This is a genomic window from Streptomyces sp. NPDC053427 (genome assembly GCF_044544985.1).
Classification (GTDB): Bacteria; Actinomycetota; Actinomycetes; order Streptomycetales; family Streptomycetaceae; genus Streptomyces.
The window spans coordinates 145,312-160,456 of record NZ_JBITYA010000010.1; the positions used below are offsets into that span (position 1 = coordinate 145,312).

16 protein-coding genes and 1 tRNA gene are annotated in these 15,145 nt (G+C 69.8%); 5 read left to right on the forward strand and 12 right to left on the reverse strand.

The window, feature by feature from the left end:
* Positions 1 to 29: 29 nt before the first annotated feature.
* The 6 genes from ACIGWZ_RS27100 to ACIGWZ_RS27125 all read right to left on the reverse strand — a co-directional run bounded on the left by ACIGWZ_RS27100 (position 30) and on the right by ACIGWZ_RS27125 (position 4,720).
* Positions 30 to 779, reverse strand: a complete 750-nt coding sequence (locus ACIGWZ_RS27100; protein ID WP_400069016.1) for a class E sortase — start codon at positions 777 to 779, stop codon at positions 30 to 32.
* Positions 780 to 804: 25 nt separating this feature from the next.
* Positions 805 to 2,277, reverse strand: coding sequence for a class E sortase (locus ACIGWZ_RS27105; RefSeq protein WP_400069018.1), 1,473 nt, complete (start codon positions 2,275 to 2,277; stop codon positions 805 to 807).
* Positions 2,274 to 2,930, reverse strand: coding sequence for an aminodeoxychorismate/anthranilate synthase component II (locus ACIGWZ_RS27110; RefSeq protein WP_400069020.1), 657 nt, complete (start codon positions 2,928 to 2,930; stop codon positions 2,274 to 2,276). The genes ACIGWZ_RS27105 and ACIGWZ_RS27110 overlap by 4 nt, the downstream gene beginning before the upstream one ends.
* Entirely contained in the window at positions 2,927 to 3,103 is a 177-nt protein-coding gene (locus tag ACIGWZ_RS27115) for a hypothetical protein (RefSeq protein ID WP_046927090.1), read from the reverse strand. The genes ACIGWZ_RS27110 and ACIGWZ_RS27115 overlap by 4 nt, the downstream gene beginning before the upstream one ends.
* 81 nt (positions 3,104 to 3,184) lie before the next feature.
* Positions 3,185 to 3,913, reverse strand: coding sequence for a class E sortase (locus ACIGWZ_RS27120; protein WP_400069022.1), 729 nt, complete (start codon positions 3,911 to 3,913; stop codon positions 3,185 to 3,187).
* Positions 3,914 to 3,949: 36 nt separating this feature from the next.
* A complete protein-coding gene (locus ACIGWZ_RS27125) occupies positions 3,950 to 4,720 on the reverse strand; it encodes a DUF881 domain-containing protein (RefSeq protein WP_400069024.1) in 771 nt (256 codons plus the stop codon).
* A gap of 182 nt (positions 4,721 to 4,902) precedes the next feature.
* On the opposite strand from ACIGWZ_RS27125, the gene crgA reads away from it, so the two are divergent.
* Positions 4,903 to 5,157: a cell division protein CrgA gene (gene crgA / locus ACIGWZ_RS27130; protein WP_362698607.1), complete on the forward strand. Its 255-nt coding sequence runs from the start codon at positions 4,903 to 4,905 to the stop codon at positions 5,155 to 5,157.
* A gap of 271 nt (positions 5,158 to 5,428) precedes the next feature.
* Here the strand turns inward: crgA and ACIGWZ_RS27135 are convergent, their stop codons facing one another.
* A complete protein-coding gene (locus ACIGWZ_RS27135; RefSeq protein WP_400069026.1) occupies positions 5,429 to 6,331 on the reverse strand; it encodes a rhomboid family intramembrane serine protease in 903 nt (300 codons plus the stop codon).
* A 165-nt stretch (positions 6,332 to 6,496) separates the two neighbouring features.
* Positions 6,497 to 7,024 carry a peptidylprolyl isomerase gene (locus ACIGWZ_RS27140; RefSeq protein ID WP_400069028.1) on the reverse strand — a complete coding sequence of 176 codons (528 nt, stop codon included), beginning with the start codon at positions 7,022 to 7,024 and terminating at the stop codon, positions 6,497 to 6,499.
* A 342-nt stretch (positions 7,025 to 7,366) separates the two neighbouring features.
* Between ACIGWZ_RS27140 and ACIGWZ_RS27145 the strand changes: the two genes are divergently transcribed.
* Both ACIGWZ_RS27145 and ACIGWZ_RS27150 read left to right on the forward strand, forming a co-directional pair.
* Positions 7,367 to 8,083 (forward strand): DUF5324 family protein, encoded by a 717-nt coding sequence (locus tag ACIGWZ_RS27145; RefSeq protein ID WP_400069030.1) that lies wholly within the window; start codon positions 7,367 to 7,369, stop codon positions 8,081 to 8,083.
* A gap of 296 nt (positions 8,084 to 8,379) precedes the next feature.
* Positions 8,380 to 9,069, forward strand: a complete 690-nt coding sequence (locus ACIGWZ_RS27150; RefSeq protein ID WP_400069032.1) for a transglycosylase family protein — start codon at positions 8,380 to 8,382, stop codon at positions 9,067 to 9,069.
* 99 nt (positions 9,070 to 9,168) lie between these two features.
* Here ACIGWZ_RS27150 and ACIGWZ_RS27155 read toward each other — a convergent pair.
* Positions 9,169 to 9,244 (reverse strand) — tRNA-Ala (locus ACIGWZ_RS27155).
* 128 nt (positions 9,245 to 9,372) lie between these two features.
* On the opposite strand from ACIGWZ_RS27155, the gene ACIGWZ_RS27160 reads away from it, so the two are divergent.
* A complete protein-coding gene (locus ACIGWZ_RS27160) occupies positions 9,373 to 9,921 on the forward strand; it encodes a helix-turn-helix domain-containing protein (protein ID WP_400069033.1) in 549 nt (182 codons plus the stop codon).
* 42 nt (positions 9,922 to 9,963) lie between these two features.
* Positions 9,964 to 11,325 (forward strand): serine/threonine-protein kinase, encoded by a 1,362-nt coding sequence (locus ACIGWZ_RS27165; protein WP_400069035.1) that lies wholly within the window; start codon positions 9,964 to 9,966, stop codon positions 11,323 to 11,325.
* 15 nt (positions 11,326 to 11,340) lie between these two features.
* Here ACIGWZ_RS27165 and ACIGWZ_RS27170 read toward each other — a convergent pair whose 3' ends face one another.
* The 3 genes from ACIGWZ_RS27170 to ACIGWZ_RS27180 form a co-directional block, all read right to left on the reverse strand.
* Positions 11,341 to 12,759, reverse strand: coding sequence for a hypothetical protein (locus ACIGWZ_RS27170; RefSeq protein ID WP_400069037.1), 1,419 nt, complete (start codon positions 12,757 to 12,759; stop codon positions 11,341 to 11,343).
* Complete coding sequence (locus tag ACIGWZ_RS27175) at positions 12,753 to 14,687, reverse strand: VWA domain-containing protein (RefSeq protein ID WP_400069039.1); 1,935 nt, start codon at positions 14,685 to 14,687, stop codon at positions 12,753 to 12,755. Before ACIGWZ_RS27175 ends, ACIGWZ_RS27170 begins: the two co-directional genes overlap by 7 nt.
* Positions 14,688 to 14,970: 283 nt before the next feature.
* On the reverse strand, positions 14,971 to 15,105 hold the full coding sequence (locus ACIGWZ_RS27180; protein WP_003958712.1) for a DLW-39 family protein: 135 nt from the start codon (positions 15,103 to 15,105) through the stop codon (positions 14,971 to 14,973).
* Positions 15,106 to 15,145 lie beyond the last annotated feature (40 nt).

Below are 15,145 nucleotides of genomic sequence, written 5' to 3' on the forward strand. Positions count from 1 at the left end.
CGTTCCCCGGTCCAGCGGAGTTCCTCGGTTCAGCTGAGTTCCTCGGGGGGTGTGCGGTCCGCGTCGACCTTCTCCGTGCGCTCCAGCTCGCCCCAGACGATGTAGCGGTAGTTCGAGGTGTAGACCGGGGTGCAGGTCGTCAGGGTGATGTAGCGGCCGGCCTTGCGCTTACCGGACTCCTTGGGGATGTCGTCGAGGACATCCACGTTGTACTTCGAGGTCTGGCTGAGCACGGCGTAGACCTTGTAGACGTACCAGGTGTCCTTGGTCTCGAAGACGATCGGGTCGCCGTCCTTGAGCTTGTCGATGTTGTGGAACTTCGCGCCGTGGCCGTCGCGATGCGCGGCGAGCGTGAAGTTGCCCTTCTTGTCCTCGGGCAGCTCCGACTTGACGGGCTTGATGTAGTAGCCGGCCACGCCCTCGTTGAGGATTTCCGCGCTGGTGCCCTTCTTGACCAGTATTTCGCCGGTGTCCATCGCCGGGACGTGGAGGAAGCCGATGCCGTCCTTGGTGTCCAGCTCTCCCGGCCCCTTGGGGCCGCTGGGACCGTACTTGGCCCAGTGCTGGCGTACCGCGTCGCTCTGCTTATGGGCCTCGCGGTCGGCGAGGACGTTGGTCCACCACAGCGAGTAGACGACGAACAGGCCCAGGACCAGGCCGGCCGTGATCAGCAGTTCACCGATGACGCTGACGACGGAGGCGACGATCCACCATCCGCGGCGCGGCTTCGGTGGCGGATCGGAGGGGTCGGTGTCCTCGTCGCGTCGGGTCACAGTCACCGCGTTATACCCCTCTTACCTTCGTTCAGCCTGTGAGCGCTGCCGGTTTGCCCTTGCTTCGCGGTCGCTCGTCGACCATCTTGCCCCAGACGATCATCCGAAAGGTACTGGTGAATTCCGGGGTGCAGGTCGTCAGCGTGATGTAGCGCCCGGGGCCGGTGAATCCCGAGCCGGGCGGTACGGGTCCGATCACGCTGGTGTTGCTCGGAGACGTCTGAGGGAGGATGCTCTCCATTTCGTACGTGTAGTACGCGCTCTGGGTCTCGACGATGATCTTGTCGCCCTTGGTGAGCTTGTTGACGTAGCGGAACGGTTCGCCGTGGGTGTTGCGATGGGCGGCCACGGCGAAGTTGCCCTTCTTGTCCCAGGGCATCGCGGTCTTGATCCCGCTGCTCTTGTCGTAGTGGCCGACCATGCCGTGGTCGAGCACACTGTGCTTGTCGATGCCCTCGGCGATCGGTGCCTTCACATCCAGCTTCGGGATGTACATGATGCCGAAGCGCTCACCGACCGCGAGATTCTTCTTCTCTCCGCCGCCCTTGTCCCACTGGTGCTGGAGGGTGGTCGCGGCGCCACCCGCTTCCTCGTCGGCCATCACATTCGTCCACCACAGCTGGTAGGTGACGAACAGCAGCATCAGCACGCCGAGGGAAATGAACACCTCGCCCACGGCGCGGCTGACGATCAGGCTGAGGCTGTCCTTGGCGGCTCGTGCGGCCCGGCGGGCCTCCAGCCGGGAGGTGGGGACGGGGGGAGATTCGGCGGCGGAGGCGGTTTTGGCGGCCTCGGAGACCGCGGTGGATGCGGTGGCCCCACCGCCGTGGCGGCCGCGTCTGCCGCCCCGCTTGGCGGCTTCCTGTGCGGCCTTGCGCCGGGCCGCCCGGCCACCGGGTGCCGGCGTCGCCGATGTTTCACGTGAAACAGCGTCGGTTTCACGGGCGGTTGTTTCACGTGAAACGTCGTCCCCGTCTCCGCCTTTTCTGCGGTCGCGGCGCGTGCCGGGCTCCTCGGCCTGCCGCAGCGCCATGGTCTCGTCGTCGCGCTGCGGCCCGGAGGTCGACGGCCGGGAGGCGTGGGCCGGGGGGTCCGGTGCGGCGTACGGCTCGGGGGTCGGCTCCGCGGCCGGAGAGATCCCGTACCCGGGGTCGTAGCCATGCGACTCGGGTGCGGGCCGCGGATCCGGCGGGCCGGGCCGTTCCGCCTCGCGATGCGGCCGGAACCAGGGCGAGTCGGCGCTCGCGGTGCCGTGGGCCGGCTGCCCGGGTTGCTCGTACGCCCCGGGGCCGGGCTCCGGTGCCTGCGGCGCCTGGCCCGGCAGCGGGTCGTTCAGGGGGTCATTGAGCTGCCCGACGGCCGCCTCGAAGGTGTCGGGGCGGCCGTAGGGGTCCAGTGGGTCGTAAGGCTCCTGGGGTGCATGGGGCCGCTCGGACGCATACGACTGCGCCGACTCGTGCGGCTCATAGGATCTCCCTTCACGCTCCGGGCGCAGGGCCGTCACGCCCCCGCCTTGCCGACCACCGGGGCAAGCCCCACAGAGCGCCGCAGGGCTCCCTCGTCGCCGCATTCCACCAGCCAGTTGGCCAGCATCTTGTGTCCCCACTCCGTCAGCACCGACTCGGGGTGGAACTGGACGCCCTCCACCGGGAGTTCGCGGTGCCGCACGCCCATGATGATCCGGCCGCCGGGGGCGTCCTCGGACTCCGTCCAGGCGGTGACGGTCAGTTCGTCGGGGACGGTGTCGGGCTCGATGGCCAGGGAGTGGTAGCGCGTGGCCGTGAAGGGGGAGGGCAGACCGGCGAAGACCCCGGCACCCTCGTGGAGGACAGGTGACGTCTTGCCGTGCAGGAGCTCGGGGGCCCGGTCCACCACGCCGCCGTAGGCGATCGCCATCGATTGCATGCCGAGACAGACGCCGAACACCGGGACGCCGGTTTCCGCGCAGTGCCGGACCATGTCGACGCAGACGCCGGCCTGCTCGGGCGTGCCGGGTCCGGGCGAGAGCAGAACGCCGTCGAAGCCGTCCTGAGCGTGCCGGGGGGCGACCTCGTCATTGCGCAGTACCTCGCACTCGGCGCCGAGCTGGTAGAGGTACTGGACGAGGTTGAAGACGAAGCTGTCGTAGTTGTCGACGACGAGGATCCGTGCGGTCATCGGAGTGCCGCCATCCCTTCATTGACCGTGACGTCATTGAAGGGGAGCAGCGGCTCCGCCCACGGAAAGACGTACTGGAAGAGCACGAAGACGACCGCCAGCACCAGCACCAGTGAAATCAGCGCCTTCACCCATGCGTTGCCCGGCAGATGCCGCCAGATCCAGCCGTACATGCGCTCGCTGTCCCCTTGCCGATGCCGATGCCGATGTCGATTGCCCCACCAGACTAAGGGGCGAGGGCGTGCGCTGGTGGGTCAGCCGGTCAAAGCCGATGGCCTTCCCTGTGCGACGGGTTGGGTGGAATCCAGATGTGCCCAGGCGATCAGCCGGTGGCTGTGGCCCCATTCCGGCTCGCAGGTGGTCAGGGTGAGATAGCGCCCCGGGCCGTTGAAGCCGGATTTTTCGGGTACGGGGTCGATCACGCCGATGTCGCCGGGCAGCGTCGTGTAGGGGCGGTTGTCGATGCGGTAGGTGAACCAGGTCGTGCCGTCGGTCAGCACCACGGCGTCGCCGGGCCGCAGCTGCGGGAAGTCCTTGAAGGGGTCGCCGTAGGTGCGGCGGTGTCCGGCGACGGCGAAGTTGCCGACCTGGCCGAGCCGCGCGGTGCGGTCGTAGTGGCCCAGGCCGCGTTGGAGGGTGCCGGTCGCGGTGCCTTCCAGTACGGGTTTGGCCCAGTCCGCGCCGAGGCGCGGGATGTACATCACGGCGAAGGAGGCGCCCGCTGTGTAGCGGCCGGGCGGTTTCGCGCGGGCGGGCGCGGGGGTGCTGTCGTGGGTGGTGACGGGGCCGGTCGACCATCGTTCCTGGAGTTTGCCGATCTCGCCGTCCATCGCGCTGTCGGCCCGTACGCCGGTCCAGAAGAGCACATAGACGACGAAGAGCACGATGAGTGTGCCGGCGGTGACGCAGATCTCGCTGAGCGTCCGTACGATCACGCGCACCGTCGTCCGGCTCGGCAGCGTCCTTCGGCCCCGCAGTGACATGCGGCCCCGCCCTCCCGCCGCCCCGCGGCGTGCGGGCTACGGCTTCGCAGGCTGTGCGTAGTGGAGATCCACTGTGCCGGAGTAGCCGGGAAGAGTCACCGCCTCGTGCTGGTCGACTTTCCAGCCCAGGCCGTAGGCGTTCACGTACTGCAGATAGTTCTGGATGGCGGGGGAGGCGGTCAGCGCCCTGTTCAGCGCCGCGCGGTCGCCGACGGCGGTGATCGTGTACGGCGGGGAGTAGACCCGGCCCTGGAGGATCAGGGTGTTGCCGACGCAGCGCACCGCGCTGGTGGAGATCAGCCGCTGGTTCTTGACCCGGATCCCTTTGGCGCCGCCCTGCCACAGGGCGTTGACCACGGCCTGGAGGTCCTGCTGGTGGATGACGAGGTCGTTGGGCTGCGGCTCGGGGATACCGGGGATCTTGGCGGTGGCGTTGGGCGGGGCGTCGGTGAGGGTGACGGTGACGCCGGGGCCGGTCAGTTTCTTGGTGCCGGCGTTCTTCTCCAGAGCCTTGAGCTTGGCGTCCTCGGCCTTGGAGCTGCCGTTGTCGCGCTGGGCGAGGGCGTCGACGCGTTCGCGCAGGACGGCGTTACGGTCGTCCTGGGCACCGTTTTTGTGGCTGCGTTCCTCGATGAGGTCGGACAGTCGCAGCATGGAGTCGTCCGAGCGCAGATTGGTACCACGGGCGGTGTCGAAGCTCAGCCAGAACAGCAGTCCGGCGAGTGCGAAGACGGCGAGGGTCAGGATCCGTACCGGCCGCAGGCGGGGGCGAGCGGGGCGACCTGGGGAGTCAGCGGAATTGCTCAACGTACCCTTACTCCTTACGACGCCGCGGAAGCACTACGCTAACGGACGCCCGGGCGAGGAATCGCGCCCCACCGTTTCTCCTCCCGGCACCCGTTCCGTACCGCCCCCACGCAGGTGGGGGCACCGCCCGCTCGAGCGCCGCCCGGGGTGGGGGGAGCAGCGCATCGACAGGAGAGTTCCTCGTGCCGAAGTCACGGATCCGCAAGAAGGACGACTTCACGCCGCCGCCGGCGAAGACCACCAGTCTGAAGATGAGTTCAGGCCGTGGCTGGGTCGCGCCTCTGATGCTGGCGATGTTCCTGATCGGACTCGCCTGGATCGTGCTCTTCTACGTCTCCGAGGGCGACCTTCCGATCAAGGCCCTCGGGAACTGGAACATCGTGTGCGGCTTCGGCTTCATCGCGGTGGGCTTCGGCGTCTCCACTCAGTGGAAGTAGCGCACGCCCGGTCCTGGCAAGTCCTACCCAAGGCCATCCACACGGTTATCCACAGCCGGGGAAAACTTCAGAAGATCTGTGGATAACCTTCGGGAGGTTGACGCCGGTGTGACCGGCGTCGACCGCCCCTTGGCGCCCCTGCCCCCGTGTCCCGACTGGGGAAACGCAGGTCAGCGCGGCAAAGAACGGGTGTTCCCCACAGCTTGCACAAGATCCGGCACGCACTGTGGACAACTTGGCGTGGCGGGTCCCCGACAGCGGTGCGGCCCGGTCAGCCGACCAGCTGGAGGGTCCGTACCCACACCACCGCGACGACGGCCAGCAGCGCCACCGCACAGGTCGCGGCGTGCACCAGATTCCGGTGCTCACGCGGCGCGTGCACCATTCCGTACGCCACCGCGGCGCCCACCACCAGGCCGCCGATGTGCGCCTGCCAGGAGATGTTCGGCCAGGCGAAGGTGAAGACGAGGTTGAGGCCGAGAAGGATCAGCACCGGCTTCATGTCGTAGTTCAGCCGCCGCATCAGGACGGCGGTGGCGCCCAGCAGCCCGAAGATCGCGCCGGAGGCGCCGAGGGAGGCCGCGTCCGGCGGGGCGAGCAGATACGACAGGGCGCTGCCGCCGAGGCCGGCGAGCATGTACAGGACGATGAAGCGGAGCCGGCCGAGCGCCGCCTCCAGGGGCGGTCCCAGCCACCACAGCGAGAGCATGTTGAACGCGATGTGCGGGATCTCCTGGTGCAGGAACATCGCGGTCACCAGGCGGTACCACTCGCCCTCGGCGACGCCCTGGGGCAGATATCCGGCAGGGGTGCGGCCGAGCATGACCAGATCGCTCAGCAGCCGGGTGCCGTCCGCCTTGACCGCGATGAAGACCGCCAGGTTGATGCCCATCAGGATCAACGTGATCAGCCGCGGGTTGGCGGCGATGGTGCCACCCGCGATGGTGCGCGGCGCCGTCGCGGTCGCCGAGCGTCGGGTGCCGTTCCCGGCGCGTACGCAGTCCGGGCAGTGGAAGCCGACCGATGCGCTGATCATGCAGTCCGGGCAGATCGGCTTGTCGCAGCGGGTGCAGTGGATGCCGGTCGTACGGTCCGGGTGGCGGTAGCACCCCGGCAGGTCGTCGCCGCCGTGGGCGTCCTTGGGCTCCTGTGGGCTGCCTGGCACCTGGTCCATCGGTCCCCTCGTCCTTCGTCTCCGTCTGGGGGCGTCAGCTCACCGCCCGTCGCCCTGTCACCAGCCCCTGAACGTGCTTCGCGCCCCGCCTGATGTACGACCGGGCGGGGCGCAATGGTTCCCCGGGCGGGACGCTATCGGTCCGGCTCGGGCCGCGGGACCCGCTCAGCGGGTCTCGATGACGACCGTCTCGATGACGACGTCCTGCAGCGGACGGTCGGTCCGCGGGTTGGTCTGGGCGTTGCCGATGGCGTCCACGACCTTCTGGCTGGCCTCGTCGGTGACCTCACCGAAGATGGTGTGCTTGCCGGTCAGCCAGGCGGTCGGCGCGACGGTGATGAAGAACTGCGAGCCGTTGGTGCCCGGACCGGCGTTCGCCATGGCGAGCAGGTAGGGCTTGTTGAACGCCAGGTCGGGGTGGAACTCGTCCGCGAACTGGTAGCCGGGACCGCCGGTGCCGTCACCCAGCGGGTCTCCGCCCTGGAGCATGAAGCCGCTGATCACGCGGTGGAAGACCGTGCCGTCGTACAGCTTGTCCGTGGACCTCTTGCCGGTCGCCGGGTGCGTCCACTCCCGCTCGCCGCTCGCGAGCTCGACGAAGTTCTTGACTGTCTTGGGTGCATGGTTCGGCAGAAGCCGGATCTCGATGTCGCCCTGGTTGGTCTTCAGGGTGGCGTAGAGCTGTTCAGCCACGATCTACCTTCCATAAGTCTTCACTGGCGGTTACCGATCCTCGCACGGTCCGGCCCGCCCGTCCCGTGACCACCACCTTCCGGGGCCCTTCGTACTGATTTCTTGCGGCTACTCCGAGTTTTGATCGGTGCGTCGGGCCCCGGGAACCAGGCGCGGCGGGCGGCAAACCGTGGCATTGTCGTCACTAGGCTCCGGAAGGTCCCCAATGACCCGGATGCCCGTTCGCACATGCCGTACGACATGTGAGCGGGCATGATCTTCAACCGGGTGGACAGGCGACACAGCAGACATGGGGGACCACCCCCCCACAGCCCCGGACACGCCACCGAGGAGGAGGATCCCGTGACCCGCAAGGACAGCGTGCGCGCCGCGACCGGTACGGCCAGGGACAGCGTGCGGCACGCCGCGGAGGTGGTGGCTCCTTATGCCGGTACGGCCAGGGACGCCGCCGTGCAGTACGCACATGAGGCCCGTACCCGCATGGGACCCAAGGTCGTCGAAGCCGCGCACCAGGCCCGCTCCCAGTACGACGCCCATCTGCAGCCGCGCCTCGAGCACGCCCGTGACGCCCTGCCGCCCAGGGTGGACGCTGCGGCCTGCCGGGCCGCGGGCCGGACCCGTAAGGCCGCCCGGCAGGCCGCCGAATACACCGCGCCGCGGCTGGAGCACGCGGTGAGCACCGCCCGCGCGGCCGCCGAGCCGGTACGCGACGAGGCCCTCGCCCGGGGCACCGCCGCGCTGGCCGCGCTGCGCGGCCAGGTGACGGCCGCCGAGATCGCCAAGCTCCAGAAGAAGCACCACCGCCGCGCCTGCGCCGGCAAGACGGCGAAGCGGCTGGCCGTCCTGGGCATCCTGGTGGGCGGCGCGGTCGCCGCCTGGAAGTGGTGGGACAAGCAGGCCAACCCGGACTGGCTGGTCGAGCCGCCGGCCCCCACCGAGCTCGGCGAGCGCGGCCGCCTGGGCGCCGTGGACGGCAGCGAGGGCGCCTCCCTCGACCCCGAGGTGCAGGCCAAGCAGGCCGAGGACGAAGCGGACGAGCGCGGCGGCAGCGCTCCCTGACGCCGTTCGGCACCCTCTCGACGGGCCGTGCCCGTCGCCCCCTCAACGGGGCGGCGGGCACGGCCCGTTGGTGTTCCTGCCACCACGAGACTCCTGTGCCGGCGGCCGCGGGTCCGCAGGGTCCCCGTCCGGCACAACGCTCCGTCAGAACCCTGCGTCCAGCCAGGTGAAACACGCGCCTTCGGGCCCGTCAAACGTGCCGAAAAGCATATTGGCCGGTTACCTCGTCCCTGCCCACCGGTCGTGGCGTGCACTGCGCCACGGCCGCTGCCGGAGCACAGCGGAGGAGTACCGTCATGTCGTCGTACGTCGCCAAGCGGTCCGTCGAAGCGATCCTGTCCGGGCTGATCGTGTTGCTGAGCGCCCTCGGCGGCTCCGCAGGCCAGGCCGCCGCTGCCGCACCGCCAACGGCCCCAGAGGACACCGACTGGGAGCGCATCGCGCACTGCGAGAGCAGCGGCCGCTGGCACATCAACACCGGCAACGGCTACCACGGTGGGCTCCAGATCGACCTCTCCACCTGGCAGGAGTACGGCGGCGGGCGCTACGCCCCCCGCGCCGACCTCGCCTCCCGCTCGGAGCAGATCTCGGTCGGTGAGCGCATCGCCGAGGACCGTGGCCTGGCGCCGTGGCCGAACTGCGGGCGCTTCGGCTTGTTCGGTTCCGGCGGCCCGGCGGCCGGCTACGAGGGTGCCGCCACCCATCACCGGAACCCGTCGGCAACCCACCACAAGCATCAGACGTACCGGCCCCACCAGGCCCATCGGTCCCCGTCGGCCGCTCCGACGCACCGGCGCACCCACAAGGCCTCCGGCTCCCGCGCCGGCAGCGCCTATGCCGTGCACCGGGGCGACTGCCTCTCGGTCATCGCGGACAGTCAGCACATTCCGGGCGGCACCCAGGCTCTGTACGAGCTGAACAAACAGACGCTCGACGAGGGTCCGGACCACATCTACCCGGGGCAGCAGCTGCGTCTGCACCGGTGACCGGAGGCGGCAGCCCCGCCGCCTCCCGGTCCCCCGGCTTTCCTCAGCGCACCAAAAATGCCCCCTGACCTGCGATTTCACAGATCAGAAGGCATTGGATGGTGGAGCCTAGGAGAGTCGAACTCCTGACATCTGCCATGCAAAGACAGCGCTCTACCAACTGAGCTAAGGCCCCTTCGCGGACCAGGGTACCTGGTACCCGGTCGCTTTCCCGACCGGGTATCGCCGCACCCCGCCACTCTCCGTAGGATGCTTCGCGAGATTCGCGGCAGCGAAGCGCGATCGGGGAGACAGGGGAGACGCATGGACGCAGCACAACAGGAAGCCACCGCGCGAGCCCGGGAGCTGCAGCGCAGTTGGTACGGGGAGCCTCTGGGTGCGCTGTTCCGCCGTCTCATCGACGATCTGGGCCTCAACCAGGCGCGACTGGCCGCCGTACTCGGTCTGTCCGCTCCGATGCTGTCGCAGCTGATGAGCGGGCAACGCGCGAAGATAGGCAACCCGGCCGTGGTCCAGCGCGTCCAGGCGTTGCAGGAACTGGCCGGACAGGTGGCGGATGGCAGCGTCAGCGCCGCCGAGGCGACCGACCGGATGGACGAGATCAAGAAGACGGCCGGCGGTTCGGTGCTCAACAACACCACGCAGCAGACGTCGTCGACGGGGGCCACCACCGTACGGCGCGTGGTGCGCGAGATTCAGTCGCTGCTGCGCTCGGTCTCCGACGCCGGCGACATCATCGATGCGGCGAACACCCTCGCCCCCACTCACCCCGAACTGGCAGAGTTCCTCAGGGTCTACGGTGCCGGCCGCACCGCGGACGCGGTGGCGCATTATGAGGCGCACCAGGGCTAGCCACAGCGGAGCTTGCGGAGTTCGGGAGCGGAACGGGGCGTCATGGGTGAGATCTTCGCCGGTCGGTACGAGCTGATCGACCCGATCGGACGAGGCGGTGTGGGCGCGGTCTGGCGCGCCTGGGACCACCGGCGACGCCGCTATGTCGCGGCGAAGGTGCTGCAGCAGAGCGATGCGCACACCCTGCTGCGCTTCGTACGGGAACAGGCGCTGCGGATCGACCATCCGCATGTGCTGGCCCCGGCGAGCTGGGCCGCGGACGACGACAAGGTGCTGTTCACCATGGATCTGGTGAACGGCGGCTCGCTGGCGCATCTGATCGGCGACTACGGCCCGTTGCCGCCGCGGTTCGTGTGCACGCTGCTGGACCAGCTGCTGGCCGGGCTGACCGCGGTGCATGCGGAGGGGGTGGTGCACCGGGACATCAAGCCCGCGAACATCCTGCTGGAGGCCACCGGAACCGGCCGTCCGCATCTGCGGCTGAGCGACTTCGGCATCGCGATGCGCAAGGGCGAGCCACGGCTCACCGAGACCAACTACGTGGTGGGCACGCCCGGTTACTTCGCGCCCGAGCAGATGCTGGGGGCCGAGCCGGACTTCCCGGCGGACCTGTTCGCGGTCGGTCTGGTGGCGCTCTATCTGATCACCGGCACCAAGCCGGACTCCGAGGCGCTGGTCCGGCACTTCGCCGAGCGCGGCATCCCCAACGCCCCCGAGGGGGTGCCGGAACCGCTGTGGCAGGTGCTGGCCGCTCTGCTGCACCCGGACCCGGAGTCGCGGTTCAAGACGGCCACGGGGGCGCGCAAGGCGGTCCTGTCGGCGGCCGAGATGCTGCCGGACACGACGATCGAGGAAGAGATCGTCGAGGTCTTCGACCACATCGGGCCGCTGCCGGCCGGGTTCGGGCCGGCCGGGCCGCCGGCCTCCAGGGACGCGGCCACCGGACAGGGTTCCCTGTCGGACACCGGCAGCTTCCAGCTCGCACCGCCGGAGCGGAGCCTGTCGGCGCCGCAGCAGCCGAGCACCCCGCCAACCCCGACCCCCACACCGACGCCCCCGCCGAGCGCGCCGTGGGGTGGCACGCCCCCGGCCCAGGGCATGCCTGCCGCACCGGCCACGCCGCCGCCGGTCCCGATCCCGTCGTACGAGCCGACGGCGGCCATCCGGGCAGAGGTTTCCGCGACCCGGCCGTACACCGCGGGGCCGCACCCCGTGCCCGGTCAGCCGCCGGCCGGGGCCCCGGGGCAGCCGGCGCCGGTTGCGCACATGGCGCCGCCCGCGGGCGCCCCGGCCGCCGCTGTCCCGGCGCGGCGGCCGGGACCGCCCGCGAAGGTGGCGGTCCCGGTGCTGATCGTCGCGCTGCTGTGCATCGCGGTGGGCATCTGGGCGCTGTCGGTCTCCTGACGCCCCCGCGTGCGCCTACCAGCCCTGCGGAGGCCCGGGCTGCTGGTTCCGGCTGTCCGGGCTGCCCTGTTGGGGAAACTGCGGCTGGGAGGGCTGCTGGGCCCGCTGGGGGAACGTCTGGGGAGTCCCGGGGGTCCGGGGGGTGCCTGCGGCCCTGCGCCGGGCCACCAGCGTCCACACGCCCAGTCCCAGCAGCAGCACCACACCCGTGCCGATCCCGGCGTAGGCCACCGTCCGCAGGGTGCCGCTCTTCTCCGCCGCCTGCTCGGTCTGGCCCTTCCTGGCCATCTCCCGTTCCTCGTCGGTGACGGTGAACTGGTCGGCGGGCTCGGAGTAGGCCGGTCCGGCCTTCGCTTCGCCCTTTACGTCGACCCGCAGGGTGAGGCCGGTGCCCTTGGGGAAGAACTTCGCCGCACCGGCGTTCAGGGTCACTTCGAGGTAGTACCAGCCCGCGAACCGCATCGCCTTGACCGCACTGGTGGTGTTGAAGCGGTTCCCGTAGTCGACGGGAGCGGTGAACTCCTTGGCGGTGGCGCCTTCGCCGTTGTAGTAGACGAAGTTGTCGTCGTCCACGACACCGCGCGCGGGGTTGAAGACATTCAGCCCGAGGGCGTTCGAGAGGAACGTGCCACTGGCGGACGAGGGCGCGTTCGGCAGTTCCGCGCGCAGGTTGAGGCGCTGGCCCCAGCTGACCGGCACCCGGTAGAAGCGGGTCTCACCGGGCCTGATCCGGTCCGTCCAGACGCCGGTGCCGACCGAGCCCGCGTCGTTGAAGCCGGTGCCGCCCCTGGCCCTGCGCTTGGTGGAGTCGGTGCGCGGCTCGGGGGGCTTGGTGCTCCAGCTGCCGTCGACCGGCGCGGCAGGAGTGCGGCCCTTCAGCGGGGGCTCATCGGTATAGCTCAGTTCGATCGGCCAGGCGTCGGGACCGGACGTGGCCGATCCCTCTCGGGAGACCACGACGTAGTACGGACCGGCGTCCTTGCACGCCGTCTCGCCGCGGCCGACGTTACGGCTGGCGTAGTCGCCGATGGGATAGGGCGTCTCGCCGGCGTGAAAGGTCGGCGAAGTCTCCGTACTGCAGGGGTTGCTGCTGGTGTCCTGGACCCTGACGGTCAGCTTGTCCTTGTACTCCTCGACCTTGGTGCCGGGCTTGGGCGCGGCGACCACCGAGAAGTAGGCGCTGGACCTGGCGTCCAGCCTGACGGTGTAGATCTTCCGCTGGCCGCGCCCGATGCTGTCGGCATACAGGCCCGGTTTGAGCGGCGGGGCGTCCAACGTCGTGGTGGCTCCCTTGATCCGGGTAGCGCCGTCCGCCGTCTTGTAGGCGGGCACGTCGTCGGCTGAGGCCACCCCCACCGCGCCCGGCATGACCGCCACCATGGCGAGCGCCGCCAGCATGACGAGCCCTGTGTTCGTCCCGCGCCGCGTCACCACGAGCCACCCCTCATCGCATCCGAATCGCCCCCGCCGGTCCGCTGTTTCCCCCGAGCCCGCAGGAAGGCGACCGCGAGTCCGGCCAGCAGCAGTACGCCGATGCCGCCGAAGACGGCCGCGACCACCGGGCCCGCCGCCCATCCTCCACTGACGTCCTGCCTGCCGGCCGCCGAGGCCCGGGGAGCGCCCGCGGCGTCGCTCTTGACGACGCCGGCACCGGCCTGCGGACCCGACTTCGCCTTGCCCAGTACGGCGACCCGCAGCACCACGCCGATCTGCGGGTCCCGCGCGATCTCGGCGGCCTGGGAGCTCAGCGAGACGGCGATGTAGAAGGCGCCCTTGTCGTGCACGGGCGTGACGTTGCTGTCGCTCTCGTAGCGGTTGGTCCAGGCAACGGGCACCGTCCCCATGCTGAGCGAGGCCGGCTGCCCGTTGTACGGCACCTGTGGGGTGAACTCGGACGTACCACTGCCGACCGGCGCACGCGCGGGGGTGTAGACCTGGGTGCCGCCGTAAGCGGTGACCGCGCTGTGGCCGTCCCCGACCCTGGGCTCGTTGGAGAATTCCACGTCATAGCGCAGCTGCTGGCCCCAGCCGACCGGCACCTTGTACCAGAGGGTCTGCGAGGGCAGGATCTTGTCCCGCCAGACTCCCTGGGTCAGGGCCCGGGCGTCGTTGAAGCCGGTGCCGCCGGTAACTGCCTTCGGGACGCCGGTGGGCAGTGTGGCGGTTTTGCCACCCGCCCCGTACTCCGGCTCCGACTGCGCGGGCGTGACGCCCTTTTTCAGCGGATGTTCCACGTGAAACATCGCCTCCAGCGGCCAGCGCGAGGCATCCGAGTCCTTGGCTGCCTTGCGCTCGACGACAAACCAGTAACTGCCCGCCTTGTCGCAGCCGTCGGTGCCCTCCTGCGAGGGGATCCGGCTGACGCCGGAGGTGAGCGGAATGGCGCTTTGCCGCTGCCCGAACAGTTCGTAGGTGGAATCGCAGGCGCTGTCGGTGCCGTGGACGATCTCGGTGTGCAGCGAGTCGAGGAGGCCGACCTTCGCGCCGGGCTGCGGCACCACGGTCGCCGAGAAGTCGGCCGTGGCGGCCGCGTCCAGGTCGACGGCGTAGTAGCGCTTCTCGTTGGGGCCGATGCTGTCCAGGTACTGCCCCGGAGCGAGGGTGGGCGCATCGGACTGCGCGAGGGTGCCCCGGACCTTCTGCCCCTTGAACCGGTAGCCGTTCGCGGAGAGTTGACCGGCCCGCTGGAGCTGTCGCGCGAGCGCCTTGGCGTCGGGGGCGTCGAAGTACTGGCCCTTGCCGGACCTGGCGATGCATTCCAGCTGCTGCCGGGCCTTGCCGGCGACCTGGAAGCCGATGGCGTCGATGTGCAGATCGACGTTGGACGCGGCGAGTTGGGCGGCGACCTTGCAGGGCGGCGGCGCCTGGCAGTTGTCCTCGCCGTCGGAAATCAGCAGGATCGTGCGCTTGCCGATCGGCCCGCCGGAGGCCTTGGGCAGGTCCTGGGCGGCCTTTTCCAGGGACAGCCCGATCGGAGTGTCACCCTTGGGCCGGACGCCCGCGACGGCCCGTTTGAGGGCCGCCCGGTCGAGCGGGGACACGGGCTGGGCGAGCCGGGTGTCGTCGCAGCCCTTGGGTTTGTCGGCGCCGTAGAGCCGGAGTCCGGTCGGATAGCCGGCGGGCAGCGCGTCGACGACCGTGCCGACGGCCTTACCGGCGGCCGCGATCCGGGTGCTGCCGGAACCGTCCTTCTCGGCCATGGAGCCGGAGGAGTCCAGCACCATCACCATGCCGCTGCCCTCGGCGGGCGGCGGGGCCGGTGCCGTCGCCACGGCCGGCGTTGTCTGCAGCGGCGCGGCGGCAAGAGCCAGCAGCAGTCCGCCGAGCAAGGCCACCGCCCCCCTGCGGCGTCGTCGTGCCATGTCCCTCGTCCCCCTTGCGTACCGCGTGCCACTTTCCGCACATCAACGCACCCGCACACCCGCACGTCAACGCATTCCGCGATGCCACGCACTTCAACTTTGCTACTGCAAGTTAATAATGTGCTAACGCAAATTCAAGGGGTCCGGCGTCACGGCCCTGCAACAACAGCGGTCCGCCGCGGCGCACCCGCGCCCACCCTCACGCCCGGCCCGCCCACGACGCACGAAACCCCGGCCGCCCAAGGGCAACCGGGGTCCGTACAAACTGCTGTGCGTTGGGGTCTCACACACCCGAACCTGCGGGCACGGAGTCGGTCGCCTCCGTCCACAGATCCTGCTCGGCGCGATCCGCCTGGATCTGGCGGTACACGAGGAGCCCGCCGATGGCGGCCAGTGCGACCAGGAGAAGCTTCTTCACCGCGCGACCTCGTCTTTCGTTGACGTAGGGGACCTATGTC

What these genes read in the sequence shown, in the direction of transcription:
- ACIGWZ_RS27110 (WP_400069020.1), bottom strand. Translation starts at nt 2,930, where the DNA reads ATGACCGCACGGATCCTCGTCGTCGACAACTACGACAGCTTCGTCTTC.
- ACIGWZ_RS27115 (WP_046927090.1), bottom strand. Translation starts at nt 3,103, where the DNA reads ATGTACGGCTGGATCTGGCGGCATCTGCCGGGCAACGCATGGGTGAAG.
- ACIGWZ_RS27120 (WP_400069022.1), bottom strand. Translation starts at nt 3,913, where the DNA reads ATGTCACTGCGGGGCCGAAGGACGCTGCCGAGCCGGACGACGGTGCGC.
- ACIGWZ_RS27135 (WP_400069026.1), bottom strand. Translation starts at nt 6,331, where the DNA reads ATGGACCAGGTGCCAGGCAGCCCACAGGAGCCCAAGGACGCCCACGGC.
- ACIGWZ_RS27150 (WP_400069032.1), top strand. Translation starts at nt 8,380, where the DNA reads ATGTCGTCGTACGTCGCCAAGCGGTCCGTCGAAGCGATCCTGTCCGGG.
- ACIGWZ_RS27160 (WP_400069033.1), top strand. Translation starts at nt 9,373, where the DNA reads ATGGACGCAGCACAACAGGAAGCCACCGCGCGAGCCCGGGAGCTGCAG.
- ACIGWZ_RS27165 (WP_400069035.1), top strand. Translation starts at nt 9,964, where the DNA reads ATGGGTGAGATCTTCGCCGGTCGGTACGAGCTGATCGACCCGATCGGA.
- ACIGWZ_RS27175 (WP_400069039.1), bottom strand. Translation starts at nt 14,687, where the DNA reads ATGGCACGACGACGCCGCAGGGGGGCGGTGGCCTTGCTCGGCGGACTG.